Genomic DNA, 16,029 nt, shown 5'->3' with positions numbered 1-16,029 from the left:
GAAGTGTATTTCGGCAACAAAGTAGCTACTGGGCGATGTTGAGTAATGACTGATATAGATAAAAACCAACCTAAAGAACCCCTGCTTGCAAAAGTAGACCCATCCCTTCAGGAAATGGCAGAATCCCCTATCCCCTCTAACTTTCAATTCTCAACTCTCAACTCTCAACTCTCAACTCCCAACTCCCAACTCCCCACCTTCGACTCCCACTCTCCCCCAGACCCCAAACTGATTGATGCCTGTGTCCACTGTGGCTTTTGTCTGGCAACCTGTCCCAGCTATCGGGTGATTGGCAAGGAAATGGATTCTCCCAGGGGAAGAATTTACCTGATGGATGGGGTGAATGAGGAGGAAATTCCCCTGTCTCCAGCAACGGTAGAGCATTTTGATACCTGCCTGGGTTGCCTTGCCTGTGTGACAACCTGCCCTTCTGGAGTGCGCTATGACAAGCTGATTGAGTCCACCCGGCAACAGGTTGAGCGCAACCATCCCCGATCGCTGCCTGAAAAGTGGTTACGTCAGTTCATCTTTTCCACCTTTCCCTACCCCCAGCGGCTGCGCTGGCTCCTGCGCCCGTTAGGCATTTACCAGAAGTCGGGCTTACAGAAATGGGTGCGATCGCTGGGTTTTCTGAAGCAACTCTCCCCCCAACTGGCGGCAATGGAGGCAATGCTGCCCGCCCTTTCGCCTCAAGCCTTTCGAGATAGCCAACCAGCTCATATTCCAGCAGAGGGCAAAACCCGCTATCGGGTGGGACTCATTCTGGGATGTGTCCAGCGCTTGTTTAACCCTGAGGTGAATGATGCCACGGTGCGGGTGCTGACAGCGAATGGGTGTGAAGTGATCATCCCCAAATCCCAGGGTTGCTGTGCGGCATTGACTCACCATCAAGGGCAGGAAGAGCAAACCAAAACCCTTGCCCGTCAGATGATTGATAGTTTTGCCGAGACAGGGGTGGACTATGTGCTGGTCAACGCCTCTGGCTGTGGACATACGTTAAAGGAATACGGCAGCATCCTGGCAGACGACCCGCAATACTGCGAAAAAGCCAGGGACTTTGCCAACCAGGTAAAAGACGTGCAGGAGTTTCTAGCAGAAGTGGGATTGACTGCACCTCTTTCACCGTTGCAGGAGGAACCGCTGACCCTGGTCTACCAGGATGCCTGTCACATGCTGCATGGGCAAAAAATTAGCGTTCAACCCCGTCAGCTTTTGCGGCAAATTCCAGGGGTGCAATTGCGAGAGCCAGTCGATGCCGCCCTCTGCTGCGGTAGTGCCGGAGTTTACAACATTCTGCAACCAGAGGTAGCTGCCGAACTGGGACGACAGAAGGTAGAAAACCTGACCAATACGGGAGCGTCTATGATTGCTTCCGCCAATATTGGTTGCTTCGTGCAGATCAGCAATCACCTCAAGCTTCAGGGAAAAACCCTGCCAGTTCTCCATCCCATGCAGTTACTGGATTACTCGATTCGGAAGATTAAGGTGAGCGGTGAGGGGTAAGGGGTTAGTTGTTAGTTGTTAGTTGTTAGTTGTTGGTTGTTTCCCATTCTGGTTACGAAGCATATATCACACAGCAATCCCGGTATTGGATTCTGAAATTATACGGAAAATTTCTAGATAAAGCTCTCTATAAGGGATATTATGTGGGAAATTTCTCGAATAAATTCTCCAGGGAGGTAGTTATACGGAAAGTTTCTATATAACTACCCGTATTGGCGGATTATCTGGAAACTTTCAGCACAATAAGTTGTTATGCCGCAAGTCCTCGGTTAGGGCTATGCAGGAAGCTTTCCTGTTAGCACTTAAAGACGTTGTGAGGTAATGGTGCTTTAAGTTTAGTGATGGAATGGTTGGGTAAGCTAATGCGCATCTAAATTGCATTAATAGCATTCCCCTTGTTTTTGATACTTCTTTCCCAATTTATAATTAAATCACCCTCATTCAGTAGTTTATTGACAAGGGCTTCTAACTCTTCAATTGATTTAAATAAGCGATTAGAGATAAATTCTTTCGCTGAGTGCCAAACCAATTCTGCCAGATTGTAGTCAGGGCTGTATGCAGGTAGGAATTCTAAAATCAGATTAGGCATCTTCTTCTTTATTATCTCTAGAATATCCTGGCGTTTGTGAATACTGGCACTGTCCAGAATAATTACAATTTTTGGTCCATTTTGTTCAAAACCATCTATATCATGCCCTGTTTCTGCCCACTCATTTTTGAGTTCCTGATAAAATCCTTCAAGAACACTCATGAAACTCTCTCCAGTACCTTTTGAAATGAAGTCAACAATTCTTTTTTTGTCGGAAAATCGCACTCCTCCCATAACACTAAATCGCCCTTTTCTGCGTCGCCCCGAAACCTTGTTTCGGCTACCTTTCTTAGTCCATCTCCGTCTTCTAATTACTCTTAAACTAAATCCAGTTTCATCCCAAAACCATACTTGAAGGCGTTCTGGAGATTCTTTCGTAATACGTAAATACTCTTCTAGCTTAGCTTTGAATAGCTTTCTTTTCTCTGGATCTTGCTTGTCTTCAAGGCTGTATTTCGACCAGATATAAACGTATTTTTTTTTCTGAGAATTCTCCTAATCTGGCTCCCACTTAATTTTATCCCTGTCTCCTTCTCTAAGTAAGTTGCAAGTCTCTGAGCAGTCCAATTGCCAAACTCATAACCGTATTCTTGGGGTTCTTTATCGATTACTTCTAGCAGCAAATTGATATACTCTTCTGTCGCTTTATGGTAGTTGCCTGCCATTCTTTCATCCATGAGACTGTCTAAGTTACTTGGGTCCCCATGGGAACACCAATAAGCGACTTTTCGTAATGAACAACCTAAAAAGTCTGCTATTTCTTGTTGTGTTCTTCCAGCATTCCTTAATAGCAGAATTAGAATTCTTTCTCGAATCTCAGGATGCTCATGAAACTTAAATTCTCGTTGCAACTCAAGTTTCTCTTCTGGGGTTAAATAATCCTTAATTGCCATACTAAATCCAAAAGGTCTATCATCAATTATATGCAATTTAGATGCTTAACAGCTTACTGATCGGCTCCAGAATTCCTAGTGCATGGAATTTTCCTCATGTCTACTTGGATATTTAAGATTTATTTTGTGTTAGCCCAACCTCACAAGTTCCTCACACCTCTCAATCAATATGATTTTTAGGTACTCTCTCAAGATCCTAATTCATCAGAAACCCAGAAAACTCTAAGAGAATAAGGGAGGTTTTACTATGCAAGCCCGAAGTGAGACTACTTCTCCTGAGCGTGAAGGTGAAAATATGCATCCAGCATTTCAAGCTTTTGTGGATGTTAGGGGGCGACCAGCAATTTTTCTGCTCATGCCTAATGAGGAATTAACTTGGAAACATGCATTTGCAATTCGTTCTGTTTTAAAGAATAGGTACTTTGAAGATCTTGATTTAGTTGTTCATTCCTTTGGTGGCTTGAGCGATGCAGCCTATCTCATTATTCAAATATTGCGATTGCACACTAAGAAAATAAATGCCTGTGTACCTCTATTTGCAAAGAGTGCAGCAACTCTTCTGTGTATTGGTGCAGATAACATTGTGTTAGATGAATTGGCTCAACTTGGACCTCTCGATCCCCAAATTTATATAGGTGAAGGAGAGCGTACATCTGCACTAAATGCTTTCAAAAATCTCGAAGAGCTAACAACATTTTCAAAGGATACTCTACATGATGTTGCTAAGATGCTGGCTCAATCGACGGAGCTAATTGTGGATGACTGTATTAAACATGCAATAAATTTTGTTCAGGTTGTGAGTGGACCTCTTTTCACCAAGCTTGACTTGAAGAAACTGGGTGACTATAGCCGTGCATTGTCTGTAAGCAAAGAATACAGTAAGCGTCTTTTGCAGCATTTTGATAATTGGAGTCCGGAAAAAACAAGGGATGTAATTCAAAAACTGGTTTACGGCTATCCATCACATGGCTACGTGATTGATTACTATGAGCTAAAAGCCTTAGGTTTACAAGTTGATTTGTTTTCGGAGCAAGAAAGAATTGTGGTTGAAGATCTATTTCATCACTGCTTGACTGACGAAGAGATAGAAACTAGTCCCCAGACAACAATTAAGCTTTTAGAACCTTCTACTATCTCTAATACTCAGACAATATCAGCAGATATAATACCTATTGATTCACCTGTTTTGCTGACACCAAATACTCAGAATAACTCACAAATATCATCTTTAACCAATGTGTAGCAAACAGATCTGAGGAGTGATTTACTCCATTGTCTTTGTCCAAAAAATAGAGATAGGGAGGATGACTATAATTACTTTAATCTTAAGGCGGCATAACAATCCTGCTGGAGCGGACTGGAAGGAGATCTTGGATGGATCGCAAAGGCTGCTTGCAGCCGCTCAGCAGGAACGTTAGCTTGCCTTAATCCCTGGCTAGGGCAGGTATGCCGAACTTGTCTGTCGTGTTTCACGCTCCCAATCGAGTTTTCTAAACAATATTGTGTTTCAGGATACAGATTTGCAAGTCTTGAAAGAAAATGAGTTTTTGCCATGAAACTCAGCCACACAATTTACAGTGTGAGTCATATCGAGTTAAGACACCCTCTTTTTTGTAAAAAAACATACAAAAACCGCCTCATTTGTTTTTTGGATTCTGCATGTAAGATAAAGACTCTATTCTCTATTGGGATTAAAATCATGACTTTTCAATATGCAGATCGAGCTTTCTTAGGTTTTCAAGACTACATTGATCACTATGCAAAAGGATCAGTCTTTAGTTCAGACTCGACACCTTTGTATGCTCATCCTGTGGATTCATGGATTCTCCGAACTCTAAACGCTACTCCAGTCAAAGCAGTTATTAATAAAGCTATTGAAGCGTATACTAGTTTCCAATTTGGGCATGATCTCACTAGCAGCATTTTTATTGACCAAAAATCATTTCCCGAACTGTTTAAGGTTTTATCTCATTGTTCGAGGACTTTAGGCATCCCAATACCTCATGCAGTTGCCCGCAACGATATTGCTTTATTCAATGCATATACTGCTGGTACTGACGAATATGCGTTCATTAATATTTCAACCGGATTATGCCAGTTCTACACGCAAGAAGAGGCTTGCTTTGTAATTGGTCATGAATGCGGACATATTGCTTCTGGTCACATGGTATACCATACTCTAGTAACAGTCCTCACTGAAGCGACTCTAGGAGGACTTGGTTTTTTAGGCGGAATATTAAGGGCAACAGCGGGGCTTCCACTGATGGCATGGTCACGTCGCTCTGAGATCACAGCCGACCGAGCAGGATTGCTCTGTTGTAATGATATTAAAGTTGCTGAAAGAGCTTTGTTACGTCTGGTATCGGGCATCGCAGATGTAGATCGTGTTGATCTTGAAGACTATCTCCGAAAAGCTAAAGAAGTAAGAAAATATCATCAGCTATCGGAGTTGCACGAGTTTTTTAGCAGCCACCCAGAGATTCCTAAGCGTATTGAAGCTTTAAGGCTCTTTTCAAGCTCTGAACTTTACTATGCTCTCTCTGGAAAACCAAGACCAGCAGGGAAAGTTCTTTTGAATCAAGATGAATTGAATCGGCAAGTCAATAACATTGTTAAACCCTAACTACTTGGAGTGAAGCTCATGCCTACTTCTGTAGCAGCAAAGTCCGATGACAATATCCTAAGTTTATTACAGGAAATTGAATCTATTGCCAATTTTCTAGAGGATCTAGAAACATGCGATTTGCTTAAAACCATAAAACACCAGATTGGCAAATCCAAATTACAACTCTTAGTAGTTGGCTCTTCGGGTACAGGACGCTTCTCTGTTACTAATTCTCTTTTAGAGCAACCTGTTTTTTTACCGCCATCTTCAATACCACGAGCAGCAGTGAGTATAGATATTAGTCACGGAGAAACATTGAGTATAGAGGCTGATTATAGCGATAGAAATGGAGCCTCAATCCCTTTTGAGGAATTAAAATCTTTTTTAATCAACAAAAGTAAAGAAACTAGTGATTGCACAAGAATCAACATTAAAGCTAACTTTAAAATTCTGAAAAACTGCAATCTTCATATTGAAGATATCGGCGTTGAAAGATCAGTTATTGACTGGAAAGAACTACTATTTAGATCTGATTACGTGTTTTTGATTTTAAGATCAACAGCACTATTGGCTGAGCGCGAACGGCAGTTTATTAAGGAGATTTTGCAACCAAACTTTGGGTTGGAAAGAGTAACGATTGTCCTAAATCACATCGATCTAGTGCCTGATGATGAGCGTTCATCAATATCTGAATTGGTCAGAACTTTTCTGGGAACCTTTGAAAGCCAGCCTTTGTTATTGGAATTCTCTGCAATTCAAGCTCGAAAAGCGATGGAAGTGGGTAATCCCTTGTCCGATAGCAACTATTCAACCTTACATAACCTGATTCAATCTGATCTAATTGAAAGGCAACCTTCACTGAAAGCCTCTGCCATACAGCAAGCAATAGAGATATGTCTTCAACACATAGCAGCAAGAGCTAATAGCCAGAAAGCTATTCTCTTAGTTAGCGAGACAGACATCCGAAAAGCATTAAACAAAATTGAGCAGCAGAATCATTGGATTCAGAAGCGAATTCAAAGCTCTCACAACAAGATAGAACTATATTTGAATACATTACTTAAGGAAGAACTGTTCCAAGACATTGAAGGTTTTAGTCGAGCGCTGCAAAAACAGATTTCCAAAGAAGTTGTGCCTATGGAAAATGTTACGTTCATCAAAAAACATTTACCTGGATACCTTGAGGCTGTATGGGGAGAGTTCTTTCAATCACAACTGCTTGAAATCAAGAATAAACTTTTGAATGAGGTTAAACAGATTAGATCTACAGTTGAAGAGGATTTGAAAGCACTAATCATAGATGAGGAAATTGATTTTTCAAATTTGCTGGATGAATTTAATGTGCTCCCAGCTAGTTTAAGCAATTTCCTAATGCCTAAAAGAAGTAAGAATCAAGTAGGTCTAGTAGCTACAGGATTACAGTTAAGTGGATTCCTTCTACTGATTACTAATTTACCACTAGGTCTTGGTGCGATCGGCTCCGGGCAGATTATCCGCATTCTTAATAAAAAAGGTATGGATGCAGCGGATAAGCAGGCAATTCTCAACTCAGTTGATGAGGCAATTCTAGATTTAGAAAATTTCATCAAACAACAAATTCAGTCTGAATTTACAGAACTCACCGATAAATTAAAAGTAGAGACAACAAATTTATATAATACGGGAATTGTAAGGGTCCGTTCAGTCCTAGAACAATCTTTAGAATCATATCAAGAGATAAAAGCTAATGAAAAAAAAATAGAGCATTTACTAAATGTTACGATTCCTGCTTTGAGAGAGGGCTTAGCCGCGATGCAATAAACAAAGCCGATACAAAATCTTCAATTGGTAATGAATTTAATTGATGACTATTAAGCAGTTTATAAGGAGATATTGTCATGACTTCTCAGCAAGCCTCGACCAACAACCCTGTCTCTTCCGAATTGCAGCAGGATCACGGCACTCAAGGGTACAATCGCATTAAAGCCAAGATTTCTACTCTTGCTTCTGTTTTAGAAGATAGTGCTGTTCTTATAGGCAGTAAACAAAGCAGTACAGTTAATCTAAAGCTCGGTGGAGTATTCAATCAATCTGGCTTAAACCTCTTAAATGAGTCAGAAAATTTGTCTAAGTATGCTCATGACATACGTCAAGGCATTTTTAAGGTAATTGTTCTTGGCGAGTTTAAACAGGGCAAGAGTACTCTGCTTAATGCAATTCTTGGTACTAAAACTCTACCTGCAAAAGCAACTCCTACAACTGCTATTATTACTGTTTTAGTTTATGGCAGTAGCAAGAATGTACTGATCTATGAAACAGGAAAAGACACACCTCGAAACTTATCCTGGGATGATTTTACACAAGAATTTAAACTAACAATACAAGACATCGAACTTCTTGATAAAGAAGGTTATTTAGATAGGTTTAAAGATATCGAGTATGCGCTAATAGAATGCTCAAACACTTTATGCGAGAATGGGGTCAGGTTGATTGATTCGCCAGGATTAGGAGAACAAGCAAGCCGCACAAAACTCTCTACAGGCTATTTGGAAAAATCTCAAGCTGTAATTTTTGTGCTTAATGCCACTCAAATCCTGGGAGATAAAGAAGTAGAATTTATTGAAACCAAATTAGGCTCAGGTCGCCTTGAAAACGTTTTCTTTGTTGTTAATTATATCAACCGCATTGAAGATGAGGAAGGCGTTGATGAAGTAAAAGACTGGGTATGTATTAAACTTAGACATCATTTTTTTGATAAGAATGGTCAATTTGACGAAGATCTTTATAAAAGGCGGGTCTTTTTCGTTAATGCCAAGGGAGCCTTAGATGCAAAAATCTCTGGTTCTGAAGCTACGACTCAACTAAATGACTCTGGAGTTCCTGCCTTAGAGAAGGAATTAGAGATTTTTTTGACTAGTGATGCTAAAGATGCTGTTGCATTGGAAGAAACTCTAAAAAAACTACATGGAATCATTCAGACTTCTCGTGATGCAATTGATGACGAGAAAATAAGGGTGGAACAACCGATTGCTTTACTAGAGAAGAATCGGATGCTAGCCGAAGAGAAACTGAAAGAATTAGAAAATGAAAAGCTAAAAATTGAAACAACAATAAGTCGTTTTGGTGAAGTCATTGGAGGCAAACTATTCGGAAACCTAATGCTTTTTGTAAATGAATTGAAAGATACATGGGATACTGACTCCAAAACTCTCATGAATATTGATGAAGTTGGTTTTTGGACTATTTTAAAATCTAGCGTTTCTGGTGGAGCCAAAGAGAAAATTAAAACTGTCATTGAGCGAGAGGTTGACAAATATCTTCAAGAAAAGCTACGCCAATGGGCTGAACAAATTCCAACCTTGATTCAAGAAGATACTGAAAGGATGAAAGCTGAGCTAGAGATCAAACTTGAGGACTTTCAGAAGGGATTAGCTCAGGTAAATAGTATATTCTCGACCGGAAAGCTTTTAGGGAGTTATGAGTTAGATACTGAAAAAGGTAAATTTAGCAAAGCTGTTCAAGGCTTTGTGAATGTCCTTTTCCTCGATCCAAGCGGTTTGACAGGTACTCTTATGGGTGGAGGCAATTGGGGTAGTTTTCTCATGAGGAGTTTGACCGATCTCTTCATTTTCGGTGTGGTTTCTTCAATCGCAACTCCTATCGTTGGGTTTATTGTGTATGCCATTCTTGAGTTAATTCACATGGGCATTCAACAAAGTAGCTTTAAGGATCGCTTATTGAATACAATCGGGGAGAAGGTTCATGCCACCTTGCCCACTGAAATGGCAAAACAACAAGATGCCATCCGTCAAAAGGTTCAGCAACAATTCAACTCCAGTGCAAGGCATCTTACTGATAAGCTACAAGCGGAAATCGATCAGATCAGAACAAGACAGCACCAACTAATTGAGGAAATGCGGCAGGAGAGTTTTTCTGCTGAGCAGGAAAAGATGCGTCTAGACGCCATCTCGCGCAAGCTGGCTGAACTTTTTTACATTGCTGGTCAAGCTTCTGGGAAAACTCCTGCTGAGGTCGCTAAGCTCTTAGGAGATGAAATCTCTTTTACGCAAATACAAGTAAATGTCTAGGAGAATTTGAAAGATGAATTCTCCATACAATTCTCTTGCACCAGGTTCTTATCTAAGTTCTTTAGATACTTACTTTGTTGACTTACCTGATAATGGAATACCAAAGGAAGCGAAGGAACTTATTCAACCTGTTTTGGAATTTCGTACAGTTCTTCAAAGAGAGAAAATACATATTACTCTTTTAGGAGTTTTTAAGGCAGGAAAATCAACCTTTCTTAATGCTTTGCTCGGTTCTAGAGTCGTCCCATCAAGAGTCAATCGTGCTACAGGCGTTGTTACTAAGATTAGCTACGCTTCTCAACCATCAGCAACTATTTCTTTAAAGACTTCAAATGGTGATTTTTCTGAGCAAGAAATCGCCTTCAGCAATCTAGATAAATATATTTTACTTGACCTTTCAGAAGGCAGCTCAGAGCCTCCAGAGGGAATTGAAGAAGTTAGAATAAAGTTTCCCTTTTTCTTCTGTAACCAATGCTGTGTATTTGTTGATACTCCAGGTTTGGAAGATACTTCGCTTCTAAATGCAAGAACTTATCAGGAGGTTGAAAAATCAGATTTAGTTATTATGATCTTACTGGCTGATAAGTTGTTATCGGAAGTTGAAAAGGAAGCTGCAAGAGAAATTCATGAGCTCCTTGATGGCAATATTGTTTTTGTCATAAACCGCTTAGGTTTAACCGAACAAGAAGATAGAGATGTACTTTTTGAATGGGCAGAAGCAACTCTTGTAGGGTTAGAGAATCCTCTCGTTGATCGCTTATGTCTTTTTACGGCAGATGCGAAAACCACCTTAGAAGCAAGAGCAGATAACTTACTTGACGAGAACTATTTTGGAGATCTTATTGCATTTCAGCGATGGTTGGAAGTGCTGCTTAATACACCAGCTTGTGAGAAGATGGCAATTATTTCTAGATTAGGGATTTTGAATAATCATCTATTCAAGGCTCGTTCAATATTAAATACGCAACTTGCTGAACTAGAACCTAATGTTCAGTTCTTAAAGCAAGAACAAGAGAGAACTTATGTTAAAGAGCTAGCTAGCCTAAGAAACCAAGTTGCAGAAGATCGCTTACATGTTAGTCAAGTGTATAGTGAGATTTATAAGTTAGGAGACTCTTTTATTAATGATTGTGTTCAAAATGCCAAACAAATAATGAACACCTCTTCCGATTGGTCAACCAATCTGAAAAACTGCTTTTCTAAAGCAATCTCAGACTATGCTCGGCAGGTACACCAAAAAGTTAAAATTGCTGTAATTCAAACGCCTGTGGAGATTCCCGATTTCACTATCAGTTCTTATAGCGTACCAATTCCAGAATTAGGTAATGCAACAGGGACTGGAGTAAAAGGTTGGTTTCGTAGAAACTTCTTAGAGGAGGATGCAAAGAAAAGAGCTGCCGACTCCATCGAACAGGCATCTCGTGGAATGTTGGCAATACTCTATGCGAAGGCAAGTCAGTATGTTGAAGAGGTTGATCGGCTCCTTGCCTCTTATAGCGATTCATATACCCCCTCTATTTACAATCTAGATTATCAAACAGCACAGCAGCTTCTACAAGGTTACGGTGCTCTAGTTGATTGGTGTGAACAATTTCAGAGTGGGATCAACAATATTAGGGAAAAAATTAAAGGAGAACTCAAGATGAGTTGGGAATCAGAATTTTCTGCACAATGGCAAACTTTTTGGGATATCCTTGAAAACCGTATTCGTCGAGAAATAGCAAGCAGTGGGTCGGTAGACTTAACGTGGCTCAACTCAGTCATTCAGTCTGAAGTAGACAAGTGGTCTATGAGTAGCCATTATAATGGAGCTTGGTTGCGAAACCTAAAGCGGGTAAATCCTTCACTAGGAGACAGTTTTCAAAGTACTATCGAGCAACTGCGATTAGACAAACTGGAAATTCCGGGCAACAAAGGATTTCTTCTATATATCCCTATAGTAATTGCTTTAGTTGTTCTCGTTGTTTTTATCCTGCGTTGGCAGGGTGTTGCTCTAACAGGTCAAGTTATTGGTGCAGGGGTAGTTTTCCTAGTTGCACTTCCTCTTTTAATTGCTCTTGAAGCTCGTCGGAGTAAACAGAAGGCAGAACTTTTGATCAAGATGGTGCAAGAAAATCTTGATCCTTTGAAACAAAAGTTGCTTGATGTTGTGATGAAAGCGGATCAACTGAGTAGTGAAAGTGTCTAAGTTTGGCAGTTTGTATTTTGTCCTAGATAGTTTTGAGGCAAAAACTAGACAAGTAAAAGTACAAGTACTAAACCGTTGCTGAGTCAACCAGGCAAGCTAACAACGCCCATGCACACCGACCGCCGAAAGTTGATCGGTTATGATGCAAAGGTTATCTGCGGCGGGTGATGGGCAACGTTAGACCGACAATTCTCTTGTTGGGGTGTGTAGCGAAAGGTTGCCTGTAAGTTGCGATACTCAAGTAGGCGTAAGTTTTTAGTTCGGGCGTTGTTTGGAAATTGTTGCGGGGGCGATTGCGCCTAAAGCCCGTGAGTTGGCTATAATAACCCACTAACCCCTTTGTTTATTCCTGCACAGTAGGCTGGGGCAGCTTGTAGTCAGTCCAACTAAGTTATGGAAACCCAGGTCGTTCTTTACATTTATTCATTTCCTTCATATTTAAGAGAGCACCCGAGGGTAAAAATTGGTAGAACCTCTGGAAGTATTGATGCTGATCCTACGGACTTGGCATGGCAGCGTATACGTGCACAGATCAGAACCTCGCATCCAGAAGAGCCTTATTTATTAGGTGCAATTAAAATTCCAGACGAGCGTGTAGAGTCAATAATTCATTCTCAGTTGACAGCGAAGGGATACCATGTCTCAGAGGCACCTGGTATTGAGTGGTTTAGGTTCCCTAGTCAACAAGAATTACAAGATTTTGTAAATAAACTTTATCGTGCTGTAATTTTCGACGATTTCTCAGAACTGGTTGGGGGACGAAGAGATATTGAGGGAGACTCGTTTGAGTCTGTTGTTGCTGCATTTGGAGTGAAAAAGTTAAGCGGTAGTGAATTTAGACGTGAGACTGAGTTAGTTAGGATGCTTGATAGTGAACTATCTCCTCTCTATCCTGGTTTCCCTCAATGGCTAGACAGAACGATGAGCGATTCAAGTACTGTCTTCAATGTAGCTTACAGAGATAGACACGCGATTGGCGTTGCAATTTGGAAACCTAAAAGTCGTGGAATAGCTAAATTATCAACTCTCTATGTTTATCAAGATTTTCGACGCAGTGGTATTGGGAGAAACCTGATTTTAACCTGCTTTGAACAGTGGAAATCAGAGAGAATTAGAAGAGCTTTTGTTACTACAGCTAGAGTTGAGCTTATTCCATTCTTTGAACGTTATGGCTTTTGGGTAGAAGGTATAGGGCGTGAGATATACGAACGCGAAGCTCATCAACCAGAATGGTTTTTAACGAAGCTGCTATTTTATGATCCTGATACAAACAATTTAGATGTTATAAATAAGGCGAAATATTTATTTCCATCGATTATTGGGTCTTCTTATGATCCTGAAGGTAGAAAGGAAGTCACACAGATTCAATACAACGATGCAACTATTGAGTTACTAGACTCAGATGCAAATTCTGTTCATCGTTGCTCTTTTCATTCCTGGCTCAATTTGACATATCCGGCAGAATCAATCTATACCCCTCGAACGGCTTACGTTATACCAATTCGTCCTCAGTTTCTAATTCAAATATTTCAAGCTGGCAAGACAGTTTATTACGGCAAGCCTACTTGTATTCAAGATGATATGAGAGGGGCATCGATATTGTTTTATGCTAGCCGTCCTATATCCGGTGTTGTAGCGATCGCCAGAATTGTCAATCGATATATTGGCACACCTGCTCAACTCTACAGTGATTTAGGTATAAGAGGCGTTCTTACATTAGAGCAGATCGGCGGAGAAGTACAAACTCGACACGCTGTTGAGTTTGATTTCCTAATGCCACTTCGTCAAGCAATCAGTCGAGGTGACTTATTAAGCAATGGTGTCCTGAATGGAACACCACAAACCATGCATAGTATTTCCTTAGAACGTTATAGAAGAGCCGTTGAACTTGGAGGTATTTATGCAGGATAAGCATATTAAAGCACTCAGTATCAAACAGGTTTATGCTGAATGTATTATTGCTGGCACCAAGAAGATTGAGTTAAGAAAGCGCCCAATCGGTATGGAATTAGGCGATCTTGTTCTTCTATATGAAACTACTCCTAATTCTGTTATAAAAGGAGGCTTTATAGCGGATAAGACTATATCCTTACCTCCTTCTAAAATGTGGAATCAGTATCACCAAATTATGGGTGTAGACAAAGAATTCTATGACATTTATTTTGAGAACTGTGAATTTGCATACGGCACTTTAATACATCAGAGCTTTTCCTTTACTGCATTATCTCTAAAACAAATGCAGAAACTTTGTCCGGGATTTGTACCACCACAAGCCACAATCAATTGGCGTGAGGATTGGTATGTGCCAGTTGAGTGGCTTGATGCGCTTCAAAAGGGAAGAAATGAACTAATGCAAGAGGAACGGTTGGGTGAACAGTTAAATTTACTAACATCGTACTGAATTCAGCTAAACCACTATCTTTGTCGGCTTTTCAAGAGGTAAATAATTTGGAAAAGCGTAGAATAATTTTTGTCGCCGGAGTACACGGCGTTGGTAAAACAACACTTTGCAATGATCTAGTAGTTAGATTTAGCATTGAACATTTTTCGGCAAGTAATTTGATTGCCAAAGAGAAAGAAGAGGAGCATCTTCGGAGTAAACAAGTTGAAAATATAGCTGGGAATTAAGACTATCTGGTAGTAGCGTTAAATAAATACTTCAACACTACAAATTGGTATTTACTCGATGGACATTTCTGTCTTTTAAACAAGGATAATGAAATCACTAGAATTCCGTACTCAACTTATGAGGGCATCGCCCCTAGCGCAATTCTTGTCTTGATTGACAAACCTGAAAATATTTATGCTCGTTTAAATTCAAGGGATAGTATCAGACACGATTTGTCTTTGTTGAAGTCTTTTCAGGAACAGGAAATCCTTTATGCTGAATACATTAGGGATAAATTAAGCATTCCTTATTTAATGAGTAATCCCACTGAGGACAAAGACAAGATATTCACTTTTATTGAAAGTTTATTAGTTTAGACATAGACATGGCTGGAATAGTGATGCAAGCTTGTACCGAACGGTCTAACAATTCCGTTGCATCCGACCGTATCAAGTCGGCTGGTTGAGTTCGAGAGCTTGTTTGCGGCGGGTGAACGGAGCCGTTAGCTGGCTTTTCATAATTGAAAGAGTAAGTAGCTTTTTTAGTAAGCCCTATCTACTGACCACTGCCCCCCTTCTAACAACTAACAACTAACAACTCTCCCCACCCTTTACCCCTCCCTCCTCACCCCAGAATTACTCGTTCATATTCCGATACGTCGCCACGGTGATAGAAATAGCTCCCGCAGAGACAAAGGTTTATCCGCTGTTAAGAGATTGATGAGAATACTCCGGGCATCTGTAACAAAGATAACAACTACTGCTACCAGGGGAATTAGCCAATGTTGCCGATTAAACCCACGCATTTAGACTGACCCGATTTGATGCAATTATTCTCTATTAAACCTGATTGCTCTCGACAGAGGCTCTGGGTAAATAAGCTATCTTGAGTTTGTTAAAATTTACTAATAATGTAGAGTAATGATGCCTAACTGTATGGAAGATATCCTGACGATCACATTGACCCCAGAACTCAAGGCAACTCTTGACAATCTCACTCAAACTGAAGGTATTTCCGCAGAGAATTTGGTTCAAGCTGCTATTCAAGACTACCTGTTCATTCGTCAATTTCGAGCGTTACGCGCCCAACTGATGCAGAAAGCGCAGACTCCCTATACGGATGACGATATTTTTGAGCTAGTGTCATGAACGTAGTGCTGGATACCAACGTTCTGATTGCTGCCTTTATTGCCAAAGGATTTTGTCATACCCTTGTCGAGCAATGCTTACGGGTACATTCTGTCATCACTTCAGAATTTATTCTTAATGAATTGAGAGAAAAGTTAATAGGGAAATTTAAATACTCTGACGCAGATGCAGCCGCAGTTGAAGTGCTTTTACGCCCTAGGATGAGGCTAGTTGACCCAACTCCACCGGAAAGTAATGTGTGTCGCGATCCTGAAGATGATATGGTTCTGGCGACGGCACTTACGGGTAAAGCAGCTTGTATCATTACTGGCGATAAGGATCTACTGATTCTGAAAAAGTTTGGCGATATTGATATTCTTGCCCCTTCGGAATTTGAAGCTTATGAAGAGCAGTTTGGCACTGAGCCGGAGTAAAACTGTTTCTGGCTA

11 protein-coding genes and 1 pseudogene are annotated in these 16,029 nt (G+C 40.5%); 11 read left to right on the top strand and 1 reads right to left on the bottom strand.

Translation table 11 applies throughout. The features are described from left to right. The first annotated feature begins 45 nt into the window (after positions 1 to 45). Positions 46 to 1,503: a (Fe-S)-binding protein gene (locus AC1S52_RS17665; protein WP_482030357.1), complete on the top strand. Its 1,458-nt coding sequence runs from the start codon at positions 46 to 48 to the stop codon at positions 1,501 to 1,503. A gap of 370 nt (positions 1,504 to 1,873) precedes the next feature. Here the strand turns inward: AC1S52_RS17665 and AC1S52_RS17660 are convergent. Continuing rightward, a pseudogene (locus AC1S52_RS17660) lies at positions 1,874 to 2,985 on the bottom strand (IS630 family transposase). A gap of 247 nt (positions 2,986 to 3,232) precedes the next feature. On the opposite strand from AC1S52_RS17660, the gene AC1S52_RS17655 reads away from it, so the two are divergent. The 10 genes from AC1S52_RS17655 to AC1S52_RS17610 all read left to right on the top strand — a co-directional run bounded on the left by AC1S52_RS17655 (position 3,233) and on the right by AC1S52_RS17610 (position 16,014). Continuing rightward, positions 3,233 to 4,228 carry an SDH family Clp fold serine proteinase gene (locus AC1S52_RS17655; protein WP_482030356.1) on the top strand — a complete coding sequence of 332 codons (996 nt, stop codon included), beginning with the start codon at positions 3,233 to 3,235 and terminating at the stop codon, positions 4,226 to 4,228. A 309-nt stretch (positions 4,229 to 4,537) separates the two neighbouring features. After that, the gene (locus AC1S52_RS17650) at positions 4,538 to 5,608 is read left to right on the top strand and encodes a M48 family metallopeptidase (protein WP_482030355.1); all 1,071 of its coding nucleotides are present in this window, start codon (positions 4,538 to 4,540) and stop codon (positions 5,606 to 5,608) included. Between the two features lie 18 nt (positions 5,609 to 5,626). Further along, positions 5,627 to 7,390 carry a hypothetical protein gene (locus AC1S52_RS17645; protein ID WP_482030354.1) on the top strand — a complete coding sequence of 588 codons (1,764 nt, stop codon included), beginning with the start codon at positions 5,627 to 5,629 and terminating at the stop codon, positions 7,388 to 7,390. 77 nt (positions 7,391 to 7,467) lie between these two features. Then, positions 7,468 to 9,657, top strand: coding sequence for a dynamin family protein (locus AC1S52_RS17640; protein WP_482030353.1), 2,190 nt, complete (start codon positions 7,468 to 7,470; stop codon positions 9,655 to 9,657). Between the two features lie 13 nt (positions 9,658 to 9,670). Next, complete coding sequence (locus AC1S52_RS17635; protein ID WP_482030352.1) at positions 9,671 to 11,845, top strand: dynamin family protein; 2,175 nt, start codon at positions 9,671 to 9,673, stop codon at positions 11,843 to 11,845. Positions 11,846 to 12,238: 393 nt separating this feature from the next. Continuing rightward, entirely contained in the window at positions 12,239 to 13,756 is a 1,518-nt protein-coding gene (locus AC1S52_RS17630) for a GNAT family N-acetyltransferase (protein WP_482030351.1), read from the top strand. Next, positions 13,746 to 14,246, top strand: a complete 501-nt coding sequence (locus tag AC1S52_RS17625; protein WP_482030350.1) for an ASCH domain-containing protein — start codon at positions 13,746 to 13,748, stop codon at positions 14,244 to 14,246. The genes AC1S52_RS17630 and AC1S52_RS17625 overlap by 11 nt, the downstream gene beginning before the upstream one ends. A gap of 20 nt (positions 14,247 to 14,266) precedes the next feature. Next, positions 14,267 to 14,473 carry an AAA family ATPase gene (locus AC1S52_RS17620; protein ID WP_482030349.1) on the top strand — a complete coding sequence of 69 codons (207 nt, stop codon included), beginning with the start codon at positions 14,267 to 14,269 and terminating at the stop codon, positions 14,471 to 14,473. A 900-nt stretch (positions 14,474 to 15,373) separates the two neighbouring features. Next, positions 15,374 to 15,601: a ribbon-helix-helix domain-containing protein gene (locus AC1S52_RS17615; protein WP_482030348.1), complete on the top strand. Its 228-nt coding sequence runs from the start codon at positions 15,374 to 15,376 to the stop codon at positions 15,599 to 15,601. Further along, a complete protein-coding gene (locus tag AC1S52_RS17610) occupies positions 15,598 to 16,014 on the top strand; it encodes a putative toxin-antitoxin system toxin component, PIN family (protein WP_482030347.1) in 417 nt (138 codons plus the stop codon). Before AC1S52_RS17615 ends, AC1S52_RS17610 begins: the two co-directional genes overlap by 4 nt. Positions 16,015 to 16,029 lie beyond the last annotated feature (15 nt).

This window comes from Kovacikia sp. CALU 1929, assembly GCF_056784235.1.
The sequence above is the reverse complement of the archived record's forward strand: the minus strand, read 5'-3'. Positions and strand labels throughout refer to the sequence as shown.

Excerpts from the sequence above, each read along its gene's own strand:
- AC1S52_RS17630 (WP_482030351.1), top strand. The coding sequence starts at position 12,239 with ATGGAAACCCAGGTCGTTCTTTACATTTATTCATTTCCTTCATATTTA.
- AC1S52_RS17650 (WP_482030355.1), top strand. The coding sequence starts at position 4,538 with ATGAAACTCAGCCACACAATTTACAGTGTGAGTCATATCGAGTTAAGA.
- AC1S52_RS17610 (WP_482030347.1), top strand. The coding sequence starts at position 15,598 with ATGAACGTAGTGCTGGATACCAACGTTCTGATTGCTGCCTTTATTGCC.
- AC1S52_RS17640 (WP_482030353.1), top strand. The coding sequence starts at position 7,468 with ATGACTTCTCAGCAAGCCTCGACCAACAACCCTGTCTCTTCCGAATTG.
- AC1S52_RS17625 (WP_482030350.1), top strand. The coding sequence starts at position 13,746 with ATGCAGGATAAGCATATTAAAGCACTCAGTATCAAACAGGTTTATGCT.
- AC1S52_RS17615 (WP_482030348.1), top strand. The coding sequence starts at position 15,374 with ATGATGCCTAACTGTATGGAAGATATCCTGACGATCACATTGACCCCA.
- AC1S52_RS17655 (WP_482030356.1), top strand. The coding sequence starts at position 3,233 with ATGCAAGCCCGAAGTGAGACTACTTCTCCTGAGCGTGAAGGTGAAAAT.
- AC1S52_RS17645 (WP_482030354.1), top strand. The coding sequence starts at position 5,627 with ATGCCTACTTCTGTAGCAGCAAAGTCCGATGACAATATCCTAAGTTTA.
- AC1S52_RS17665 (WP_482030357.1), top strand. The coding sequence starts at position 46 with ATGACTGATATAGATAAAAACCAACCTAAAGAACCCCTGCTTGCAAAA.
- AC1S52_RS17635 (WP_482030352.1), top strand. The coding sequence starts at position 9,671 with ATGAATTCTCCATACAATTCTCTTGCACCAGGTTCTTATCTAAGTTCT.